Origin of the sequence: Variovorax sp. (assembly GCF_035634955.1) — a bacterium.
Lineage (GTDB): Bacteria > Pseudomonadota > Gammaproteobacteria > Burkholderiales > Burkholderiaceae_C > Variovorax.
The window spans coordinates 23,681-41,153 of record NZ_DASQBZ010000018.1 but is presented as its reverse complement, the minus strand read 5'-3'; the positions used below and the strand labels follow the sequence as shown (position 1 = coordinate 41,153).

Here is a 17,473-nt window from a genome sequence, read left to right as displayed (position 1 = left end):
GACAAGCCAGTGAGTGCCCCTGAACCCACCACGCCGCCGGCCGAAGGCTGCATCGACACCGAAGTACGCGGTCACGTGCTGCTGATCGGCATCAACCGGCCGGCCAAGCGAAACGGCTGGACCGCACCGATGTTCCGCCAATTGGCCGAGGCCTACACCCGGCTGGACGACGACCCCGAACTGCGTGTGGGCGTGCTGCACGCGTTCGGGGACCATTTCACCGCCGGCCTGGACCTGCCGGCCATCGCCGAGTACATGAAGCGCGGCGAAAAGGCGGTGCCGTTCGGCCTGGTCGAGCCGCACGACCTGGGCATGCCCGGCTGGCGCCGCCGGACCAAGCCGATGGTGGCGGCGGTCAAGGGCATCTGCTTCACCGTGGGCATCGAGCTGATGCTGGGTGCCGACATCGTCGTGGCAGGTGAGGAGTGCCGCTTCTCGCAGCTGGAGGTGCAGCGCGGCATCATGGCCACCGGTGGCGCCACGCTGCGCATGGCCGAGCGCGCCGGCCTGGGCAACGCCATGCTGCACCTGCTCACCGCGGATGAATTCGGCAGTGCCGAGGCGCTGCGCCTGAATTTCGTCCAGAAAGTGGTGCCCAACGCGCAGGTGCTGGACGAAGCGCTCGACATCGCCGGGCGCATCGCCGCACAGGCGCCGCTGGCGGTGGTCGCAACCCGCCTCAACGTGCTCAAGGCCGTCGAGCACGGCCCGCTGGCCGCCATGGCCGACTTCGTCGAGACGCAAAAGCGCCTGTCGAACAGCGAAGACGCGGCCGAAGGCGTTCGCTCCTTCGTCGAACGCCGGCCTGCACGCTTTTCGGGCCGCTAAGCGGCCAGCCTCCCATAGACCTTGCGCCACGCAGGGTTGCCGCCAATTAGATTGCGCACAATTTAATTGATGCCTAACATTTGCGCATGTCTTCCAAGCCGCAAGCGCGCACGGCGTCCAACGACGACATGCTGCGCCTGGACAACCAGCTGTGCTTTGCCGTCTATTCCGCCTCCCTGGCGATGACGCGGCTTTACAAGCCCTTGCTGGAGCCGCTGGGCCTGACGTATCCGCAGTACCTCGTGATGCTGGTCCTGTGGGAACAAGACGGGCTCATGGTGTCCGAACTGGGACACAGACTCTCGCTCGATTCCGGGACGCTCACCCCCCTGCTCAAGCGCCTGGAGGCGTCCGGCTTCGTCGATCGCCGGCGCGACGCCAGCGACGAGCGCCGGGTGCACATCCATCTCAGCCCCGCCGGGCGCCGCCTGAAATCGCGCGCGGCGCGACTGCCCGCCTGCCTGTTCGCGGCCACCCAGTGCCCGGTCGACGAGGTTGTGGCCTTGACCCGGCAGGTGCAGCAACTGCGCGACCGCATCGCCCGTTCGGCGGCCTGACCGCCGCCATTTCCCTCCGTTTCCCAACCCTCCCTAAGGAAAGACCATGACGACTCCCCTGGACAAAGTGCTCTACACCGCCGAAGCGCACGTGGTCGGCGGCCGCGAAGGCGCCGGCAAGACCAGCGACGGCAACCTCGACGTCAAGCTCGTCTCGCCCGGCCAGAACAAGGCCGGCACCAACCCCGAGCAGCTTTTCGCGGTGGGCTACGCCGCCTGCTTCATCGGCGCCATGAAGGCGGTGGGCCCGAAGATCGGCGTCAAGGTGCCGGACGACGTGTCGATCGACTCGAGCGTTTCGCTCGGCCCGATCCGCGAGGGCGCGGCCTACGGCATTGCCGTCAAGCTGGCGGTCAGCCTGCCCGGACTGGATGCCGAGCAGAAGAAGAAGCTGGTGGACACGGCACACCAGGTCTGCCCCTATTCGAACGCCACCCGCGGCAACATCGACGTCGACCTCAGCATCGCCTGATCGATCGGCCTGCGCCTCCCGGCCGCCGCCTGCCCGGCCACCGGGAGCCCGCCGTCACCTGCGCGACGGCGGACATGCCAGCGTCATCGCAGCGCGTGCGCGGATGCGCTAAGTTGCGCCTGCGTCATCACCGGAGCGCGCATGGCCACCACCGAACTTCTCATCGCCCGCGACGCGCTGTTGCGCACGCGCGTGCGCACCCGCGCCGACACGCCACTCGACCCCGGGCAGGTGCGCGTGCGCATCGACTTGCTGGCATTGACCAGCAACAACGTCACCTACGCCGGCTTCGGCGACGCCATGCACTACTGGGACTTCTACCCCAGCGGCGAACCCGGATGGGGCATCGTGCCGGCGTGGGGCTTCGGCGACGTGGTGCAGTCGCTGCACCCGGGCGTGGCGGTCGGCGAGCGGCTGTACGGCTTCTGGCCCGTGGCCACGCATGCCGTGCTGGCGCCCGACCGCCTGTCGCCAGCGCGCATTTGCGATGCCACGCCGCACCGCGCGACGCTCGCGGCGGCCTACAACCAGTACTTCAGGGTGACGGCGGATCCGCTGTACCGCGACGACGACGAAGCGGTGCAGGCGCTGCTCAGGCCCCTGTTCATCACTTCCTGGCTGATCGACGACCATCTGGCGGGCAACCAGTTCTTCGGCGCCCGTGACGCGCAGGGCAAGGCGCTGGTCATCCTGTCCAGCGCGTCCAGCAAGGCCGCCTACGGCACCGCCTGGGCACTGTCGCAGCGCCCGGACGTGCAGGTGATCGGCCTCACCTCCGCCGCCAACGAGGCCTTCTGCCGGAGCCTGGGCTGCTACCACCGGGTGCTGCGCTATGACGCACTGGATCAGTTGGCACCCGAAACGCCATGCGTGTTCGTCGACTTTGCCGGCAGCGGCGACCTGCGCCGCGCCATTCACACGCGCCTGACCGCGCTCGCGCACAGCCTGGCCATCGGCAGCACGCACCTGGACGAAGTGGCCCCGTCCGGCAACGGCAAGACACTGCCGGGCCCGCGCATGGTGTTCTTCTTCGCGCCCGACCACATCAGGATCCGCACGCGCGAATGGGGCGCAGAAACGTTCGGCCAGCGCATGGCCCGCGCCTGGCGGGACTTTTCGGCACGCGCGACCGACGCCCATGCGCCGTGGCTGCGGATCGAGCGGACGCAGGGCATTGCCGCGGCCAGCATGGTCTGGGAGGCGCTTGCGGCAGGACGCGCAGATCCGCGCGCCGGCCACTTGATCGCGCTGCGCTGACCGGCGCCGCGCGCAAAGACCGGCGCCGGCGTGGCCATCGCGCCGCGCTTTACCTTGCAAGGCGACAATCGCGCCATGACATCCCCGGCGCCCACGAGCGTGCACCCCTATGAATCGCTCACCCCGGACGTGGTGCTCGACGCCCTGGCCACGCTGGGCCTGCATGGCGACGGCCGGCTGCAGGCGCTGAGTTCGTACGAGAACCGGGTCTACCAGATCCACCTGGAAGACCGCCAGGTCGTGGTGGCCAAGTTCTACCGGCCGGGCCGCTGGAGTCGCGAGCAGATCGAGGAAGAACACGAATTCGCCGCCGAACTGGCCGCCGCCGAAGTGCCCGCCGTGGCCCCGCTGGTGCTCGACGGCGCCACCTTGCACCATCACGCCGGCTTCGACTTCTGCGTGAGCCCCTACCGCGGCGGGCGCCCGCCGGAACTGGACGATTTCGAGGTGCTGGAGTGGATCGGCAGGTTCCTGGCGCGCATCCACGCGGTCGGCGCGACGAAGCCGTTTGCCCATCGTCCGGCGCTGGACCTGCATGCCTTCGGCATCGCCACGCGCGACTGGCTCCTGCGCAACGACAAGGTGCCGCTGGACGTCCAGCGCGAATGGGAAAGCGCCTGCAACGAGGCGCTGCAGATGATCGGCGCCACGGCGCTTGCCGGCGCCGGGGCTTCGCCACCCAGCGGCACCCTGCTTCGCGTGCATGGCGATTGCCACCCCGGCAACATCCTGTGGACGCCGACCGACCGCCCCGGCGGCGGCCCGCACTTCGTCGACCTCGACGACGCACGCACCTGCTTTGCGGTGCAGGATCTGTGGATGCTGTTGTCCGGCGACCGCGCGCAGCGCACCACCCAACTGAGCGGCCTGCTGGACGGCTACGAACAGTTCCGCCCGTTCGACCGGCGCGAGCTGGCGCTGATCGAGCCGCTGCGCACGCTGCGCCTGATCCACTACAGCGCGTGGCTGGCGCGGCGCTGGGAAGACCCGATCTTTCCGATCAACTTCCCATGGTTCGGCACCAGCGACTACTGGAAGGGCCAGATCCAGATGCTGCAGGACCAGTGCGAGGCGATGGCAGAAGAGCCGATCTACGCCTGAGCGCGCACGCCCGGGCCGTCGCTCGGCCCAGCCATTCGCACGCGCGGTGGTAGGCTGGCGGCCTCATGGAAACCTCTCGCTTCAACGACACCCCCGATCATCTCTTCGGCCTGCCCATGCCCATGGTGCAGGCCTTCGGCCTCAAGGGAGAAGCCATCGGCGACGACCGGGCCCGCGTGCGCATGCCGCGCAACCGCATCCACAGCAACAGCCGCGGCGAAGTGCACGGCGGCGCGCTCGCCGTGCTGCTCGATTGCGCGCTGGCGTGCGCCGCCCGGGCCCATTCGCCGACCGGTTTCGGCGTCGTCACCGTGGACATGACGCTGCATTTCGTGGCGCCCAGCGACGGCGACGTGATCGCCGTCAGCCATTGCGAGCGCCGCGGCCGCTCGCTGTGCTTCGTGCGCGGCGAAGCGCGCAGCGAACAGGGCGAGTTGCTCGCGCTGGCCACCGGCACCTTCAAGCTGGTCGAGCGCAAGGCGGCGAGCGCGTAGTCCGCGCCCGCGCCCCGATCAGCGCGCCCGCTCAGGCGAGCAGGGCATTGACCCGGCGCACATAGGCGGCCGGGTCTTCCGGCAGCCCGCCTTCGGCCAGCAGCGCCTGGTCGAACAGCACGTTCGCCAGGTCGTCGAAGTGTGCGCTGCCCTCGAGCTTCTTGACCAACGGATGCTGGGCATTGACCTCCAGCACCGGCTTGACCTCCGGCACCGGCTGGCCGGCCTGCTTGAGCATGCGCGCCAGCTGGGTGCTCATGCCGCCGTCCTTGACCACCAGGCAGGCGGGCGAGTCCACCAGGCGCGTGGTCACGCGCACGTCCTCGGCCTTGTCCTTGAGGGCTTCCTTGAGCTTCTCCAGCAGGGGCTTGAAGGATTCGGCGGCCTCCTCGGCGGCCTTCTTCTCGTCGTCGTCCTGCAGCTTGCCCAGGTCCACCGCGCCCTTGGCCACGCTTTGCAGCGGCGTGCCGTCGAACTCGTGCAGGTACGACAGCGCCCATTCATCGACGCGGTCGGTCATCAGCAGGACCTCGATGCCCTTCTTGCGGAAGATCTCGAGTTGCGGGCTGTTCCTGGCCGCGGCCGGCGTGTCGGCGGTGATGTAGTAGATCGCCTCCTGGCCTTCCTTCATGCGAGCCTTGTAGTCGGCCAGGCTCACGCTGACGGTGTCGGTGGTGCTGCTGGCGAAGCGCAGCAGCTTGGCGATGCGGTCGCGGTTGCCGAAATCTTCTCCCAGGCCCTCCTTGAGCACGGCGCCGAACTCGGCGTAGAACTTGCCGTACTTGCCCCGGCTGGCCTCGTCGCCGCCCTCGTCCGCGCCCTCCTTCTCCTGGCGCGCCAGGTCTTCCAGCATGGACAGCACGCGCTTGGTGCTGCCTTCGCGGATGGCCTTGACGTCGCGGCTTTCCTGCAGCAGCTCGCGGCTGACGTTGAGCGGCAGGTCGGCCGAATCGACCACGCCCTTGACGAAGCGCAGGTACGACGGCAGCAGCGCCTCGGCATCGTCCATGATGAACACGCGCTTGACGTACAGCTTGACGCCGCCGGTGCGCTCCCGGTTCCACAGGTCCATCGGCGCCTTGGCCGGCACGTACAGCAGCTGCGTGTACTCGCTGCTGCCTTCGACGCGGTTGTGGCTCCAGGCCAGCGGCGGCTCGAAGTCGTGGCTCAGGGTCTTGTAGAACTCGACGTACTGCTCCTCGGTGATGTCCTTCTTCGGGCGCGTCCACAAAGCGCTGGCCTTGTTCACGGCCTCCCACTCGCCGGTCTTGACCATGGCGCCCGGCTGATCGTTCTCGCCGTCCTTCCACTCCTCCTTTTCCATCAGGATGGGCAAGGAGATGTGATCGGAGTACTTGCCGATGACCGACTTCAGCTTCCAGCCGTTGAGGTATTCGGCGGCGTCTTCGCGCAGGTGCAGGATCACGCTGGTGCCGCGTTCGGCGCGGTCGATGGTCTCGACCTCGAAATCGCCGGCGCCCGTGCTGGACCAGCGCACGCCCTGGTCGGCCGGCAGGCCCGCGCGGCGCGACTCCACCGTGATGCGGTCGGCCACGATGAAGCCGGAGTAGAAGCCCACGCCGAACTGGCCGATCAGTTGCGCGTCGGCCTTCTGGTCGCCGGTCAGCCGGTTCATGAATTCGCGCGTGCCGCTCTTGGCGATGGTGCCCAGGTGGTCGATGGCCTCCTGGCTGGACATGCCGATGCCGGTATCGCGGATGGTCAGCGTGCGGGCCGCCTCGTCGAAGCTGACGAACACCTTCAGCTCCGGCTGGTCCTCGTACAGGCCATCGTTGTTGATGGCCTCGAAGCGCAGCTTGTCGCAGGCATCCGACGCGTTCGAGATCAGCTCGCGCAGGAAGATCTCCTTGTTCGAATACAGCGAGTGCGTGACGAGATGCAGAAGCTGTGCGACTTCGGCCTGGAAGGAATGTTTGCTGGTGGCGCTGGTCATGGATCGATCAGAAAAACGCAAGAGTTGTTGGTGATGTGACGCCGCGGTGCCCCCTCGCGCGGGCGGCCCCGGGTGCGGCTGGGCCGCAGGTGAGGCGAAACGGCCCATTTTCAAGGACCGGCGGCGGCATCGCCAGCCGGCCCGAAGGGCATCGCACAGGCCGCCCGACCGCCAAGTCCTGCACGTTTGCGCCTGGACCCTGTCAACGGAAACGTTAGCCGGAATGTTGAAGACGCCTTGTCTCACCTCGGCAACGATGTGTAGGCGCCGGCCTACGTCCGGATGCGGCTGCCGCTCTCAATGGCATAGGCACAACACCCGGCCAACGTTTGAATGCCAAATTGTTCCTGATTGCAACGAACGTTGTGCGAAATGTTAAAAGTGAGAACTTTATCTCTCCTCTCTTTGAGGGAAATTTCCTACAGTCCACACCGACAACGATTCAAAGGCCTGGAGATGTTCCCAATTGACAGCCGAGACTTTTTTGACGCAGAGACTTGCCGCGCCGCGCACGCAGTTGCTTTGCGTCGTCTTCGGCTTGCTGGGCCTTCCCGCGGCGCCGACGCGTGCGGCCGGCGCGCCTGAATCCACGAAGCAACTGACCGTGGCCGACGCCCAGATCCAGTCCATCGATCGCCTGCAGGCCGAGCAGGAGCGCCTGCGCGCCAAGCAGGATGCGCAGCCGCCGGCCTACGAGGACAAGGTCATGAGCGAGTCCGAGGCCGGCGCCGCGGCGTCGGTGGACGACGCGCAGGCGGCCGCTGACGCGCCGCAGGGCCTGCGCGCCTGGTCGCTGGAAAGCCGCATCGGCTGGGGCCAGAGCAACGACAGCGACTATCCGAGCCGCCAGGCCACCGAGATGGGCGTGCGCGCCGAATACCGGCAGGAAACACTCAACTGGGGCGACATCCGCCTGCAGATCGATACCCGCCACCTGGAAGGCGACCGCTTCACCGACTTCGGGGGCATCGGCACGCTGGGCTATGCGCGCGAGACCACCAGCGATCGCATCACGCTGCGCAACGTCGGCATGCCGCTGACGCCCGGCCTGTTCGCCGACAACACGCTCGGCGACATGTACAGCGAGGTGACCGACGGCTTGTCGCGCAACTACCGTCTTTCCCTGGGCAGCAGCACCGTTCGCGGCCTGTCGACCCGGGTGTTCGGCGACGGGCTCGACGTGCGCGCCGGCACCGGCCAGCGCGGCTACTGGGCCGGCGGCCCCTATCCTGGCTTCGAAAAGAGCCAGGGCAACCTGAGCTGGCTCGGCGCGACGCGCCGCCTGTCGGACGAGTGGACGGTCTCCGGCCAATTCGACCACGCGCAGGACGTCCCGGCCTACTACTACAGCCTCTACTCGCCGCTGGGCCTGGGTTCCAAGGATGTGTCCAGCTGGGCTGGTTCGGTGGCCTACGCCCCCCGTGCCCTGGCCGAGCAGGACGTACGGGTGCGCACGACGGTGGTCGGCAGCCAGGTCGGCTCGGACACCTTCGGCGTTCCCACCGGCGGAGCCGAGGGCGTGTTCGTCGAGGCCAGCGCCCGCCTGGGCCGCTATGCCCATCAGGTCGGCGCCTATACCGCCGACCCCGACCTGCATTTCGGCGACATGTCGCTGGCCAACGGCACGCGCGGCGCCTACTGGCGGGTGGACCACAACGGCTACCGCCTGTCGTGGGGCGGCGGGCTGGATTACGAGCGCGGCGAATCGGACGCCCTGTTCAGCCCCTATGCCTACGCACGCACCGGCGCCAGCGGCAACTTCCAGTTCACGCTGGACCGGGTCAGCTCGGTGGGCGGCACCTTCAATGTCTATCAGACGCAGTTCGACGACGCGCCCAGCGGCTACCAGCCCGCGGACAACCGCGGCGTGTACGCCAACCTCTACTACCAGACGCAGTTCTTCGATCTCCCGCGCACCCGCCTGAGCGTGACGGCCCTGCGCAACGAACAGATCGTGCTGTTCGGCGACAAGGCCACCGGCCAGGAAGTGCAGTGGGAGCAGGACTGGATCAGCGGCCGCTACGAGGCCCAGCGCCCCGAGCTGACGACCACGCTGGGCTGGGCGAACGACCAGAGCGGCGGCACCACGCGCCAATACCCGACCGCCGGGGTGATCGCGCGCTACTGGTTCGACAGCGACTTCTACGTGGCAGCCAACCTGCGCTGGACCTCGCAGGACAGCGACCTGTACACCAGCCGCGGCCTGTCGGGCGCCATCTCGGCCGAGAAACAGCTCGCGCCCGGCTGGCATGCCGGCGTGTCGGCCAACCTCAACCAGGCGCGCTCCACGGCGTTCCAGGCGCCGCTGAACAGCCCGAACGTCTACCGCAGCGACGACAAGACGGTGTACGTCTACCTGCGCTACGACGGCAGCACCGGCGTGCCGTTCCAGACCGTGGGCGTGCGCAACGGCGGTGCCGGCACCGGCAGCCTGTCGGGTCGCATCTTCCAGGACGCCAACCGCGACGGGCGCCAGCAACCCGGCGAGAACGGCGTTGCCAACGTCGAGGTGGTGCTCGACGGCCGCTACCGAGCGGTGACCGACCGCGACGGCCGCTATGAATTCCCGATGGTGACCACCGGCAGTCACCAGATCACGCTCACGCCCGAAAGCGTTCCGTTGCCCTGGGGCACGAACGCCGACGCCGCGTCGAGCGCCTTCGTTCCGCTGCGTGGCCGAGCCTACGCCGACATCCCCGTGATCAAGGTGGGGGAATGACCATGCAGCAGACAACGGGCCAGGCGCTTTACGCACGCCCCCTCCAAGGGGCGAGCGCAGCCGACCGAGCTCTTTCCAGTCGAGCGCCCGTTGCGGGCTTCTTTCTCATCTCCCGTTCCAACGTTTTCTTCCCTAGGACCTTCAAAATGAAATCGATCTACACCCTCGTGGCCGCGGCCGCCCTGGCCCTTGCAACCGGCACCGCCCTGGCCGAGAGCCAATACGGATACGACGCTGCCGGCAGCGCAACCGTGACCGCGAAGGCGAACGTCAAGCTCAGCGTCGCGGTGCCCAAGCTGGTGCTGCTGCGCATCGGCGATGCCAACGCAACGATCAACACGCTCAGCTGGACGGCCGGCCTGAGCCTGAGCGGCCTGACCGACGGCAGCAACAAGCAGTTCGACTGGAACGGCGCGGCTCCCACGACCGGCACCAGTGCCAACCCCACCGGCCTGCAGGTCTACGCGTGGACCAACGCGGCGGGCGGCGGCAGCCTCTCGTACGCGGCGACGGAGTTCACCGGCACCGGCCCGAAGCTGGCCAACTTCACGGTCCAGAACAATGGCACGCTGAACCACCCCGGCGGCGCCCTGGCCACGGCCAGCGGCTCCGCAACCACGTTCGGCGCCAACGACCTGAAGACGTCGACCTGGACGTACCAGCTGAGCGGCGGCACGCCGTCCAGCTGGCAAGCCGGCACCTACACGACGACGGTGACCTACACCGCCACGACGCTCTGAGCGTCAGCGCCACGACCGACGCCATGGACCTGCAACGCTTTGCTGCAATGCTCCGCCCGGGCCGCATCGGCCCGGGGCGCCGCCTCGCGCATGCGCTGCTGGGCCTGGCGGCGCTGCTGGGCGGCGCGCGCGACGCGGGCGCCGTATTCACCTTCACCAATGCATACGGCTCCTACGGCCTGACCTTGCAGGTGGGCTCGGCGAACGCGATCGACGAGATCGTCTTCAACGTGGCGGGCAACAACGTGGGCCTGACGCCCGCGCCCGTCGCCGGAACCAACAGTTCCACCAACCAGGCCGGCGTCACCGTGCGGGTGACGCCCAGCCGCCCCTTTTTCGGGCTGCAGCCGGACACGGTCACGCTGACCGTGGACTCGTCGCTGGCCTTGAGCTGCCAGACGCCCGCAACCTGCAGCGGCGTGAGCATCCCTTTCACCAGCATCCGCTGGACCTCCACCGACGCCAGCTCGTCGGCCGGCGCGAACATCGACATCCAGAACGGCACCTTCAGCGGCACCGCGGGGCAGCAACTGGCCCGGTTCGACCCGGTTGCCCTGCTGCAGGGCTCGCGCCAGCTGTCGAACACGCTGAACTTCGAATACGCCAACAGCACCGTGTATCCGGCCGGCACCTATCGCGGCACGGTGCGCTTCACGGCGACCATGCTCTGACATGATGCGCCGGATGCAACGCGCCATTCGCGCCGCCGCCGCCGTCGCGGCCCTGCTGCTGGCAGCCGCCCTGCCGGCGCGGGCGCAAGTCGAGCGCCTGGACGACTCGGCCTCGCCACGCGCCCAGGTCCAGGCGACCTTCGACGACGGCGGCATCGCGCGCCCGGGCGTTCCGGTCACGCCATTTGCGCGGGTGTCGTTCGGCCGCATAGAGTACCGGCTGAACACCGCCCGCTACGTGGGCCGCCGTGCGCGCGTCTACTATGTCCTGCCTGCGGGCGTGCCCGGGGTGCGCACCCCCGGCGCCATTACGGTGCAGTGGAACACCCAGGGCCTGTTCGCCAGCGGCCAGGGCCGGCCCGGCCAGCGCATCCCGGTGTGGAACGGCGTCGTGCCGGGCCCGTGGCTGCAGGAGTCGCTGGACCTGTCCTGGCGCGTGGATATGCGCGAGCTGCGCCTGTCGCCCGGCATGCCGCTGGGTTTCGAGGCCTATTTCGAGATCGAACTTTTGCCATGAACTTCCTCTCCCTTTCCCGACGCGCCGCCGCTTGCGCGCTGCTGCCGGTACTACTCGCGGCCGGCCAGGCCTCGGCCGCCCCCTTCGAGGTGGCGGTGACGCCGTCGCGCTTCGAGCTGTCGGCCCAGTCCGGCAAGCGCCTGGGCCAGTCCCTGGAGATCCACAACCTCGGCGGCGAGGCCACCGAGGTGAACGTGCGCACACTCGACTGGACCTACTCGCCCGAAGGCGAGGTCGGCTACTACGACGCGCTGCAACCGGGCAGCTGCCGCCCCTGGGTGACGCTCGAGCGCCGCACCGTGAAGGTCGGCGCGCGCGACAAGGCGAGCTTTCGCTTCCAGCTCGAGCCGCCGGCCGACGCACCGCGCGGCGAGTGCCGCTTCATGATCGCGCTGGAAGGCGCGGAGCCGGCCTATCGCGCCGACATCGCCCGCGGCGGCGCCAGCCTGTCCCTTCCGGTTTCAGGGCGCGTCGCGGTGGCGGTGTATGTGGCGCTCAACGGCGCCGAGCCGAAGATGACGCTCAGCCGGGTTGCCATGAAGGATGTCGGCGGCAAGCGCACGCCGGTGGTCACGGTCAGCAACGCCGGCGATGCGCACGGACGGCTGGACGGCAGCCTGCAGGCCATCGACGCCCGCGGCACCGAGTTCGAGATGGCGCCCGAAGGCACGCCCGTCATGCCCGGCCAGACCCGCGACATCGCGCTGCTGGCGCGTGGCGAGGCGGGCAAGACCGTGCAGCCGGTGTACCCGATCAAGCTCAAGGGCGTGATCGATTGGGACAAGGGCGGCTTCAAGGTCGAGGCCGAACTGCGCTGACCCACGCGATGCCGGTCCGCACCCGCCCATGCCCGCGGCCCGCGCCATTACGCGCGCGGCTGCATGGCGTCGCGCTGGCGCTGCCGATCGCGCTCGCGATTGCGATGGCGGCGGCGCCCGGCAAGGGACGGGCCGACACCGGCGACAGCAACGGGCTGGGCAGCCCGGCCAGCGCATCGCTGCGCTTTGCCATCAACATCGACAAGTTCGTCTACCTGAAGCTGGGCGGCGAAGGCAGCGACGTTCCCACCGTGGCCTACACGCTGGCGCCGGCGGTTCCGGGCGGCCCGGCGCCGAGCAACGGCAACAACCGCACCGGCGCCTGGAGCGGCGCAGCGCCCACCTTCACCGTCTCGGCCAGCGGCAACGCGCTGCCGGTGGAGGTGCGCAGCAACGGCGGCACCGTTTCGCTGCGGGCGACCACGGTCACGCCGCTGGCCAGCGGCAGCGCCACCATCCCGATGTCGCGGATCGGCATCAGCAGCAGCGACAGCGGCCTGCCGGCGCCGCCGCTGGCGGACTCCGGCAACGGCGCCTCGGTCAACGTCGCGGGCACGGCATTCGGCAATCGGGTGACGGTGCGCAATGCCACCTGGACGTTCACCTATGCGCCCACCGGTGCGCAGATGCCGCTGGCCGGCAACTACAGCGGCCAGGTCCGCTTCACCGCAAGCGTTCCCTGAGCGCCGCGAGCCGCGGCCTGCACGAGAAGGCGAGCACCGGCCGCCCGGGCCTCCCTGGCGTCTCTTGACGCCACTCCGAGACTGGCCGGTGCTCAAAAATCAATGCACGGTCATCGCCCGCGCCGAGGTCCTGCCAGGCTGACGCGACGCGACGCGCTCCGGCGTGCTGGCCAGGCAGTACGCGTCCGGCAAGTGGTGCCTGATCAGGTAGCCGTGGCGCCCATCGAGTTCCAGCAGATGCGCCAGCAGTGAAACATTCGAATCGATCAGCCGCGATACTTCGCGGCGCTTTCCGCCCCATGCCAACTTGTAGAGCGTCGCCCTGGACATGGGCATGTCGGGGTTGAGAAACAGCGCCTGCGCCAGCGCGAACTTGCTGCGCGACAGCACGACCAGCCGGCCCGCGAAATGCACCTGCGACACCTGCGGCATGAACAGGTAGTCCCCGCGGATCGATGAACGAAGTGGCCGGTGCTGCTGCTGGCGCCGCAGGAAATCGGCGACGCACATCCGCAATGCATCGTCGGACTGGGGCAGCACCACGATGTCGTTGGCCGGATTGCGCCGCATGAACGCGGGAAGGAAGGACGTGTCGCGGGTACGGGCGAGCAGCAGCGCCGGCCCGGCGGCACCTTGTACGCCCGCCCGCGCCGTGGCCTGCATGAATGCCGATGAACCGACCAGCACGTTCGGCTCGATGCCCTGGCGCTGGTAGCGCACGAGGTCACGCGCCTCCTTGGCGAGCACCACGTCGTGGCCGGCTTCCTTGATCGCCCAGAGCACCAGTTGCCGCACGCGCAACTCTGTCTCCGCCAGGCAGACCTGGAGATGGATGTTCTCGTCGGGGCCGTTGAGTTCGGCCAACGCGTCGCCAGCCTCGGCTTCAAGAGCGATGTTCATTCTTTGCCTCCCTTTTTCGACAGCTTTCACAACGAAGATCACGCGCCGGCGAGCCGGCGGCGATCCCAGATCCACACGTGCGCTTTCAGCACAGACACCGCCCGCTCGAAGCCCGTCCGTGCTTTATGTCACGCCATGAATTAATTGTTGCTGCCAATGGTCGCTGCGCAAACTAGACCTTGGTTTAAGGGTGGTTGCAGCCTCTGTTCAGGACGATGACGCGACATGCGGGTCGTGCCGAGCCTTGCCGCCATGTGCATGAGTTCGGCCACCGTGCGTGCCTGCATCCGCTCCATCACACGCGCACGATGGAACTTGACGGTCTGTTCGACCACGCCCAGATCGGCCGCAATCTGCTTGTTGAGCTTGCCTTCGACGAGCGCGTCGAGGACCTCGCGCTCCCGCGGCGTCAACGTGCCGAAGCGCCGTAGGAGTTCGGTCAACGCCTCGTATTCGCGTTGCGCGAATTCGCAGGTGACCATCGCATCGCGCACGGCCTCGACCAGCTGCGCGCTGCCGACCGGCTTGGTGAGGAAGTCCGCCGCGCCGCCCTTGATGGCGCTGACGGTCATCGGAATGTCGGCATGCCCGCTGAGGAACACGATCGGCAGCGTCACGCCGGTGCTCGACAGTTGCTGCTGCAAAGCCAGGCCGTCGAGACCGGGCATGGAAACGTCCAGCACGATGCAGCCGTACGACGATGGATCCGGGCGCTCGAGGAAGGCTTCGGCGGACGGGTAGGCGTGCACGTCGAAGCCTTCTTCGCGCAGCACGCGCGACAGCGCACTTCGAACGGCTGGGTCGTCGTCGACGAGAAACACGACGGGATTTGCGGTGTTCACTTGCATGGGTTGGTCGCCGGTAGCGGAAGGGAAATGCGAAACGAGGCCCCGCCGTCCAGACGGTTGCCGGCGACGAGCGTGCCGCCGTGCGCCTCGACGACGGCGCGGCTGATTGCCAGCCCCACGCCGACGCCGTTGGGCTTGGTGGTCCAGAACGGGGCGAAGACGCGTTCGAGCGCCTCCGGCCCCATCCCCTTGCCGCGGTCGCAGACGCTGACTTCGATTTGCGCACCCGCCTGCGACGTGCGAATTTCAAGGATGCGATCGGGCGCGGGAATTTCCGCCATGGCGTCCATGGCGTTCATGACGAGGTTGAGCAGCACCTGCTGCAGCTGTATGCGACTGCCTTCGACGGGCGACATGGCGACGCCGAGCGCCAGGCGTGTCGACACCTGACGGCCGGCCACCTCGGCGTGTACCAGCTCGAGCGTCTCGCGCACCAGGCCGTTCATCTGGAAGCTGGCGCGTTCGGCCGGACCCCGCCGGTACAGGGCCGTGAGTTGGCGGATGATGCCCACCGCCCGGCCTTGCTCGGCGATCACGTCGCCAAGGATCTCCTGCAGCGCATCGACAGGCGGAACCGCACGGCCCAGCATCTTCTGCGCGACCTCGGCGTTCGAGAGGATGGATGTCAGGGGTTGGTTGATCTGGTGCGCGATCGCGGCGGACAGCTGGCTCATGGTCGAGACGCGCGCGAGGTGCGCGAGGGCCGCGCGGTCCTGTGCGGCCTGCAGTTCGGCGGCCTTGCGTTCGCTGATGTCCATCACCACGCCGGTGAGCTGGTCGCCCCGGCCGAGGTGGCCCCGCGCGGCGAACCAGCGAACGCCGCCGTCGTCCGCTACGGTCCTGAATTCGGTGTCCAGGTCCTCGCCGTGCTCCAGGGTGCGCTGGGCCGCGACGCGCAAGCGCTCCCGGTCGCCGGGGTGCGCCTGTTCGATCACCGCGTCGAAACCCCTCGCCTCGCCGCGCCCCGGCGGCGCGGGATTGCGCCAGCCGGCGTGGCCCGGCGACGTGCCGGCCATGTCCCAGATGAACATGGACAGGCGTGCCGCCTTGGCCGCGACGCGCATGCGCTCCTGGCTGGCCGCCAAGGCGTTCGCCGTGCGCTGGTGCCGGCGGCGTTCGAACAACAGCGCGACGATCAAGCCGGCCTGGCCGAGCACGACGGGCGCGCCCATCAAGGCCTGGGAACGATAGAGCTCCCAGAACGTGGGCGTGCGGTAGCGCAAGAGCGCATCGGGTGGCACCCGATCCATGGACACATCCCATTTGCGCAACTGCCGCCAGTCGAGTTGCGCCGACGCGGGCAGCGCAGGCAACGCCGCGGCGGGAAAAGCATCGCTTCCTTCGAGAATGTCGTCGATCAGCATCCTCGTGGCGCGGCCCATGTCGATGAACGTGCTCATCCGCCCCCCGACCACGCCTGAGCCGATGTGGCTGGGAACGACCGTATAGATCGGCGCTGCGGAGTTGGCCGCCATGAGCCGCACCGATTCCCGTGGCGCGTAGCTCTGGCCGGCCCCGTCGCGAAAGTAGCCGGGCGTGTAGACGATGGTGCCGGCGTCGAGCGTACGCAGGCGCCGCAACAACACGTCGGTGCTCAGGTGCGACCAGTACTGCACCTGCAGACCGGGCTTGCTCTGCGCCAGCGCGTCGCGCACGTCGGCCAGGCGGTCCTCGGCCCACGGCGCCGCGCCGGTGACGACGACCAGACGGCGAGCGTTCGGATGAAGGCGGCGTGCCAGCTCGATCGTTCCGGCGACGTCGTAGTCCACCGGTATCCCGGTCAGCCCGGCGCGCAGCCCCACGGCCGCATTCAGGAAGTCGCGGTCCACGCCTGCGTGGACGATGCGGACGCCGGGGAACATCTGCTGGCGAAACCGCAGCAGGAACGTCAGCGCGACGTAGCCCACGGCCACGATCAGGCGGGGTTTGCGCGCCGCGTACTTCTGGCCGAGGTACCGGGCCGTGCGCGTCTCGTACGCCAGGCCGGTGAAATCCGGATGGTCCAGAAACTCGGTAAAGAAGCGCAGCCTGGCGTTCGGCCGCCAGCGTTCTGCCGGCGGGTTCAATCCGCGGTCGAACTGCACGCTCGCCGGCAAGAGGCGGTTCTGGGAATAGACGACCAGGACGTCGGCCGATGTGGCGCCGGCAGCGGCCGGTGCACCGAGCAATACGGCGATGGCGCAGGCACACCGCCACCGCCCCTTGACCGCGGGCTTCATTGTTCTGACTGCTCCCTTTCCTTGGCGCTTGCACTGACGCCCACCCGAGACGGTGGATGCGCGCAAGGCCTTCACGAAACATCGAGAAACCTCGATGTCACCCTCTTATTAAAGCAGTCACTTGCGGCGCAGCGGATGCTTCACCCCTGTACTCGGATGTTCTTGCCGCCTTCTGCGCAAATCCGCGCACTTTGTTACTAATATGAGAATGGAATTCAGCCGCACAGACTGAGAAGATGGTTGCATCGACCCGGGCATCGCGACCTTTGGCGCGTGCAGACACCCGGCCTGTTCGGCGCCAAACGCCGGCCCGCTCAAGTTTTCGATCTTTGTGCCGATATCCACAACGCCAGACCCTTGGCAGATGGAATGTCATGTTGAATCGGAACGGGTTGAGCGGCCGCAGTGCGTGTGCCGCGGTGGCAGCGCCCTTGCTGCTGGTGTTGCCATGCATTGCCGGATCCTCTGTAGGGACCGACAGTGCGTCGGTGCGCGTCACGCTGCGCGTGGTGGTGCCGCCCGTGTTCAACATCCTGCGGGTCGAGCGCGTTGCGGGCGGCTATCGCTACCACGTCTGGACCAACATGCCGTCGGCGCATTTCAACGGGCGGCTGGTGCATTTCGACCACGTCGGCGAATCCACGATGGAACTGCCGACGCCGCCCGATGCGCTGTACGTCGCCCCCGGGCTGTAG

The 17,473-nt window shown here is 68.2% G+C and carries 17 protein-coding genes; 13 read left to right on the top strand and 4 right to left on the bottom strand.

Going from position 1 to position 17,473, the window contains the following annotated elements:
- The first annotated feature begins 9 nt into the window (after positions 1-9).
- The 6 genes from VES41_RS09205 to VES41_RS09180 all read left to right on the top strand — a co-directional run bounded on the left by VES41_RS09205 (position 10) and on the right by VES41_RS09180 (position 4,709).
- Positions 10-828: a crotonase/enoyl-CoA hydratase family protein gene (locus VES41_RS09205; protein WP_324815860.1), complete on the top strand. Its 819-nt coding sequence runs from the start codon at positions 10-12 to the stop codon at positions 826-828.
- Positions 829-914: 86 nt separating this feature from the next.
- A complete protein-coding gene (locus VES41_RS09200) occupies positions 915-1,385 on the top strand; it encodes a MarR family transcriptional regulator (protein ID WP_324815858.1) in 471 nt (156 codons plus the stop codon).
- Between the two features lie 46 nt (positions 1,386-1,431).
- Positions 1,432-1,857, top strand: a complete 426-nt coding sequence (locus VES41_RS09195; RefSeq protein WP_324815856.1) for an organic hydroperoxide resistance protein — start codon at positions 1,432-1,434, stop codon at positions 1,855-1,857.
- A gap of 141 nt (positions 1,858-1,998) precedes the next feature.
- A complete protein-coding gene (locus tag VES41_RS09190; protein ID WP_324815854.1) occupies positions 1,999-3,114 on the top strand; it encodes a DUF2855 family protein in 1,116 nt (371 codons plus the stop codon).
- A gap of 75 nt (positions 3,115-3,189) precedes the next feature.
- On the top strand, positions 3,190-4,215 hold the full coding sequence (locus tag VES41_RS09185) for a serine/threonine protein kinase (protein WP_324815850.1): 1,026 nt from the start codon (positions 3,190-3,192) through the stop codon (positions 4,213-4,215).
- A gap of 65 nt (positions 4,216-4,280) precedes the next feature.
- Positions 4,281-4,709, top strand: a complete 429-nt coding sequence (locus VES41_RS09180) for a PaaI family thioesterase (protein ID WP_324815848.1) — start codon at positions 4,281-4,283, stop codon at positions 4,707-4,709.
- A gap of 31 nt (positions 4,710-4,740) precedes the next feature.
- Here VES41_RS09180 and htpG read toward each other — a convergent pair whose 3' ends face one another.
- Positions 4,741-6,663: a molecular chaperone HtpG gene (gene htpG / locus VES41_RS09175; protein WP_324815845.1), complete on the bottom strand. Its 1,923-nt coding sequence runs from the start codon at positions 6,661-6,663 to the stop codon at positions 4,741-4,743.
- 484 nt (positions 6,664-7,147) lie between these two features.
- On the opposite strand from htpG, the gene VES41_RS09170 reads away from it, so the two are divergent.
- The 6 genes from VES41_RS09170 (at position 7,148) to VES41_RS09145 (ending at position 12,811) form a co-directional block, all read left to right on the top strand.
- Positions 7,148-9,382 (top strand): SdrD B-like domain-containing protein, encoded by a 2,235-nt coding sequence (locus tag VES41_RS09170; RefSeq protein WP_324815843.1) that lies wholly within the window; start codon positions 7,148-7,150, stop codon positions 9,380-9,382.
- Positions 9,383-9,528: 146 nt separating this feature from the next.
- Positions 9,529-10,122 carry a hypothetical protein gene (locus VES41_RS09165; RefSeq protein ID WP_324815841.1) on the top strand — a complete coding sequence of 198 codons (594 nt, stop codon included), beginning with the start codon at positions 9,529-9,531 and terminating at the stop codon, positions 10,120-10,122.
- A gap of 23 nt (positions 10,123-10,145) precedes the next feature.
- Positions 10,146-10,793 (top strand): hypothetical protein, encoded by a 648-nt coding sequence (locus tag VES41_RS09160; protein WP_324815839.1) that lies wholly within the window; start codon positions 10,146-10,148, stop codon positions 10,791-10,793.
- Positions 10,794-10,806: 13 nt separating this feature from the next.
- Positions 10,807-11,310: a hypothetical protein gene (locus VES41_RS09155; RefSeq protein ID WP_324815837.1), complete on the top strand. Its 504-nt coding sequence runs from the start codon at positions 10,807-10,809 to the stop codon at positions 11,308-11,310.
- Positions 11,307-12,128, top strand: coding sequence for a hypothetical protein (locus VES41_RS09150; protein ID WP_324815834.1), 822 nt, complete (start codon positions 11,307-11,309; stop codon positions 12,126-12,128). The genes VES41_RS09155 and VES41_RS09150 overlap by 4 nt, the downstream gene beginning before the upstream one ends.
- Positions 12,129-12,136: 8 nt before the next feature.
- Complete coding sequence (locus VES41_RS09145; protein WP_324815831.1) at positions 12,137-12,811, top strand: hypothetical protein; 675 nt, start codon at positions 12,137-12,139, stop codon at positions 12,809-12,811.
- Between the two features lie 99 nt (positions 12,812-12,910).
- Here the strand turns inward: VES41_RS09145 and VES41_RS09140 are convergent, their stop codons facing one another.
- From VES41_RS09140 to VES41_RS09130, 3 genes are all read right to left on the bottom strand, one after another.
- Complete coding sequence (locus tag VES41_RS09140) at positions 12,911-13,711, bottom strand: winged helix-turn-helix domain-containing protein (RefSeq protein WP_324815829.1); 801 nt, start codon at positions 13,709-13,711, stop codon at positions 12,911-12,913.
- Between the two features lie 140 nt (positions 13,712-13,851).
- A complete protein-coding gene (locus VES41_RS09135) occupies positions 13,852-14,559 on the bottom strand; it encodes a response regulator transcription factor (RefSeq protein ID WP_324815827.1) in 708 nt (235 codons plus the stop codon).
- Positions 14,550-16,778, bottom strand: a complete 2,229-nt coding sequence (locus VES41_RS09130) for a sensor histidine kinase (RefSeq protein ID WP_324815825.1) — start codon at positions 16,776-16,778, stop codon at positions 14,550-14,552. The genes VES41_RS09135 and VES41_RS09130 overlap by 10 nt, the downstream gene beginning before the upstream one ends.
- A 374-nt stretch (positions 16,779-17,152) precedes the next feature.
- Between VES41_RS09130 and VES41_RS09125 the strand changes: the two genes are divergently transcribed.
- Positions 17,153-17,473 (top strand): hypothetical protein, encoded by a 321-nt coding sequence (locus VES41_RS09125; RefSeq protein ID WP_324815823.1) that lies wholly within the window; start codon positions 17,153-17,155, stop codon positions 17,471-17,473.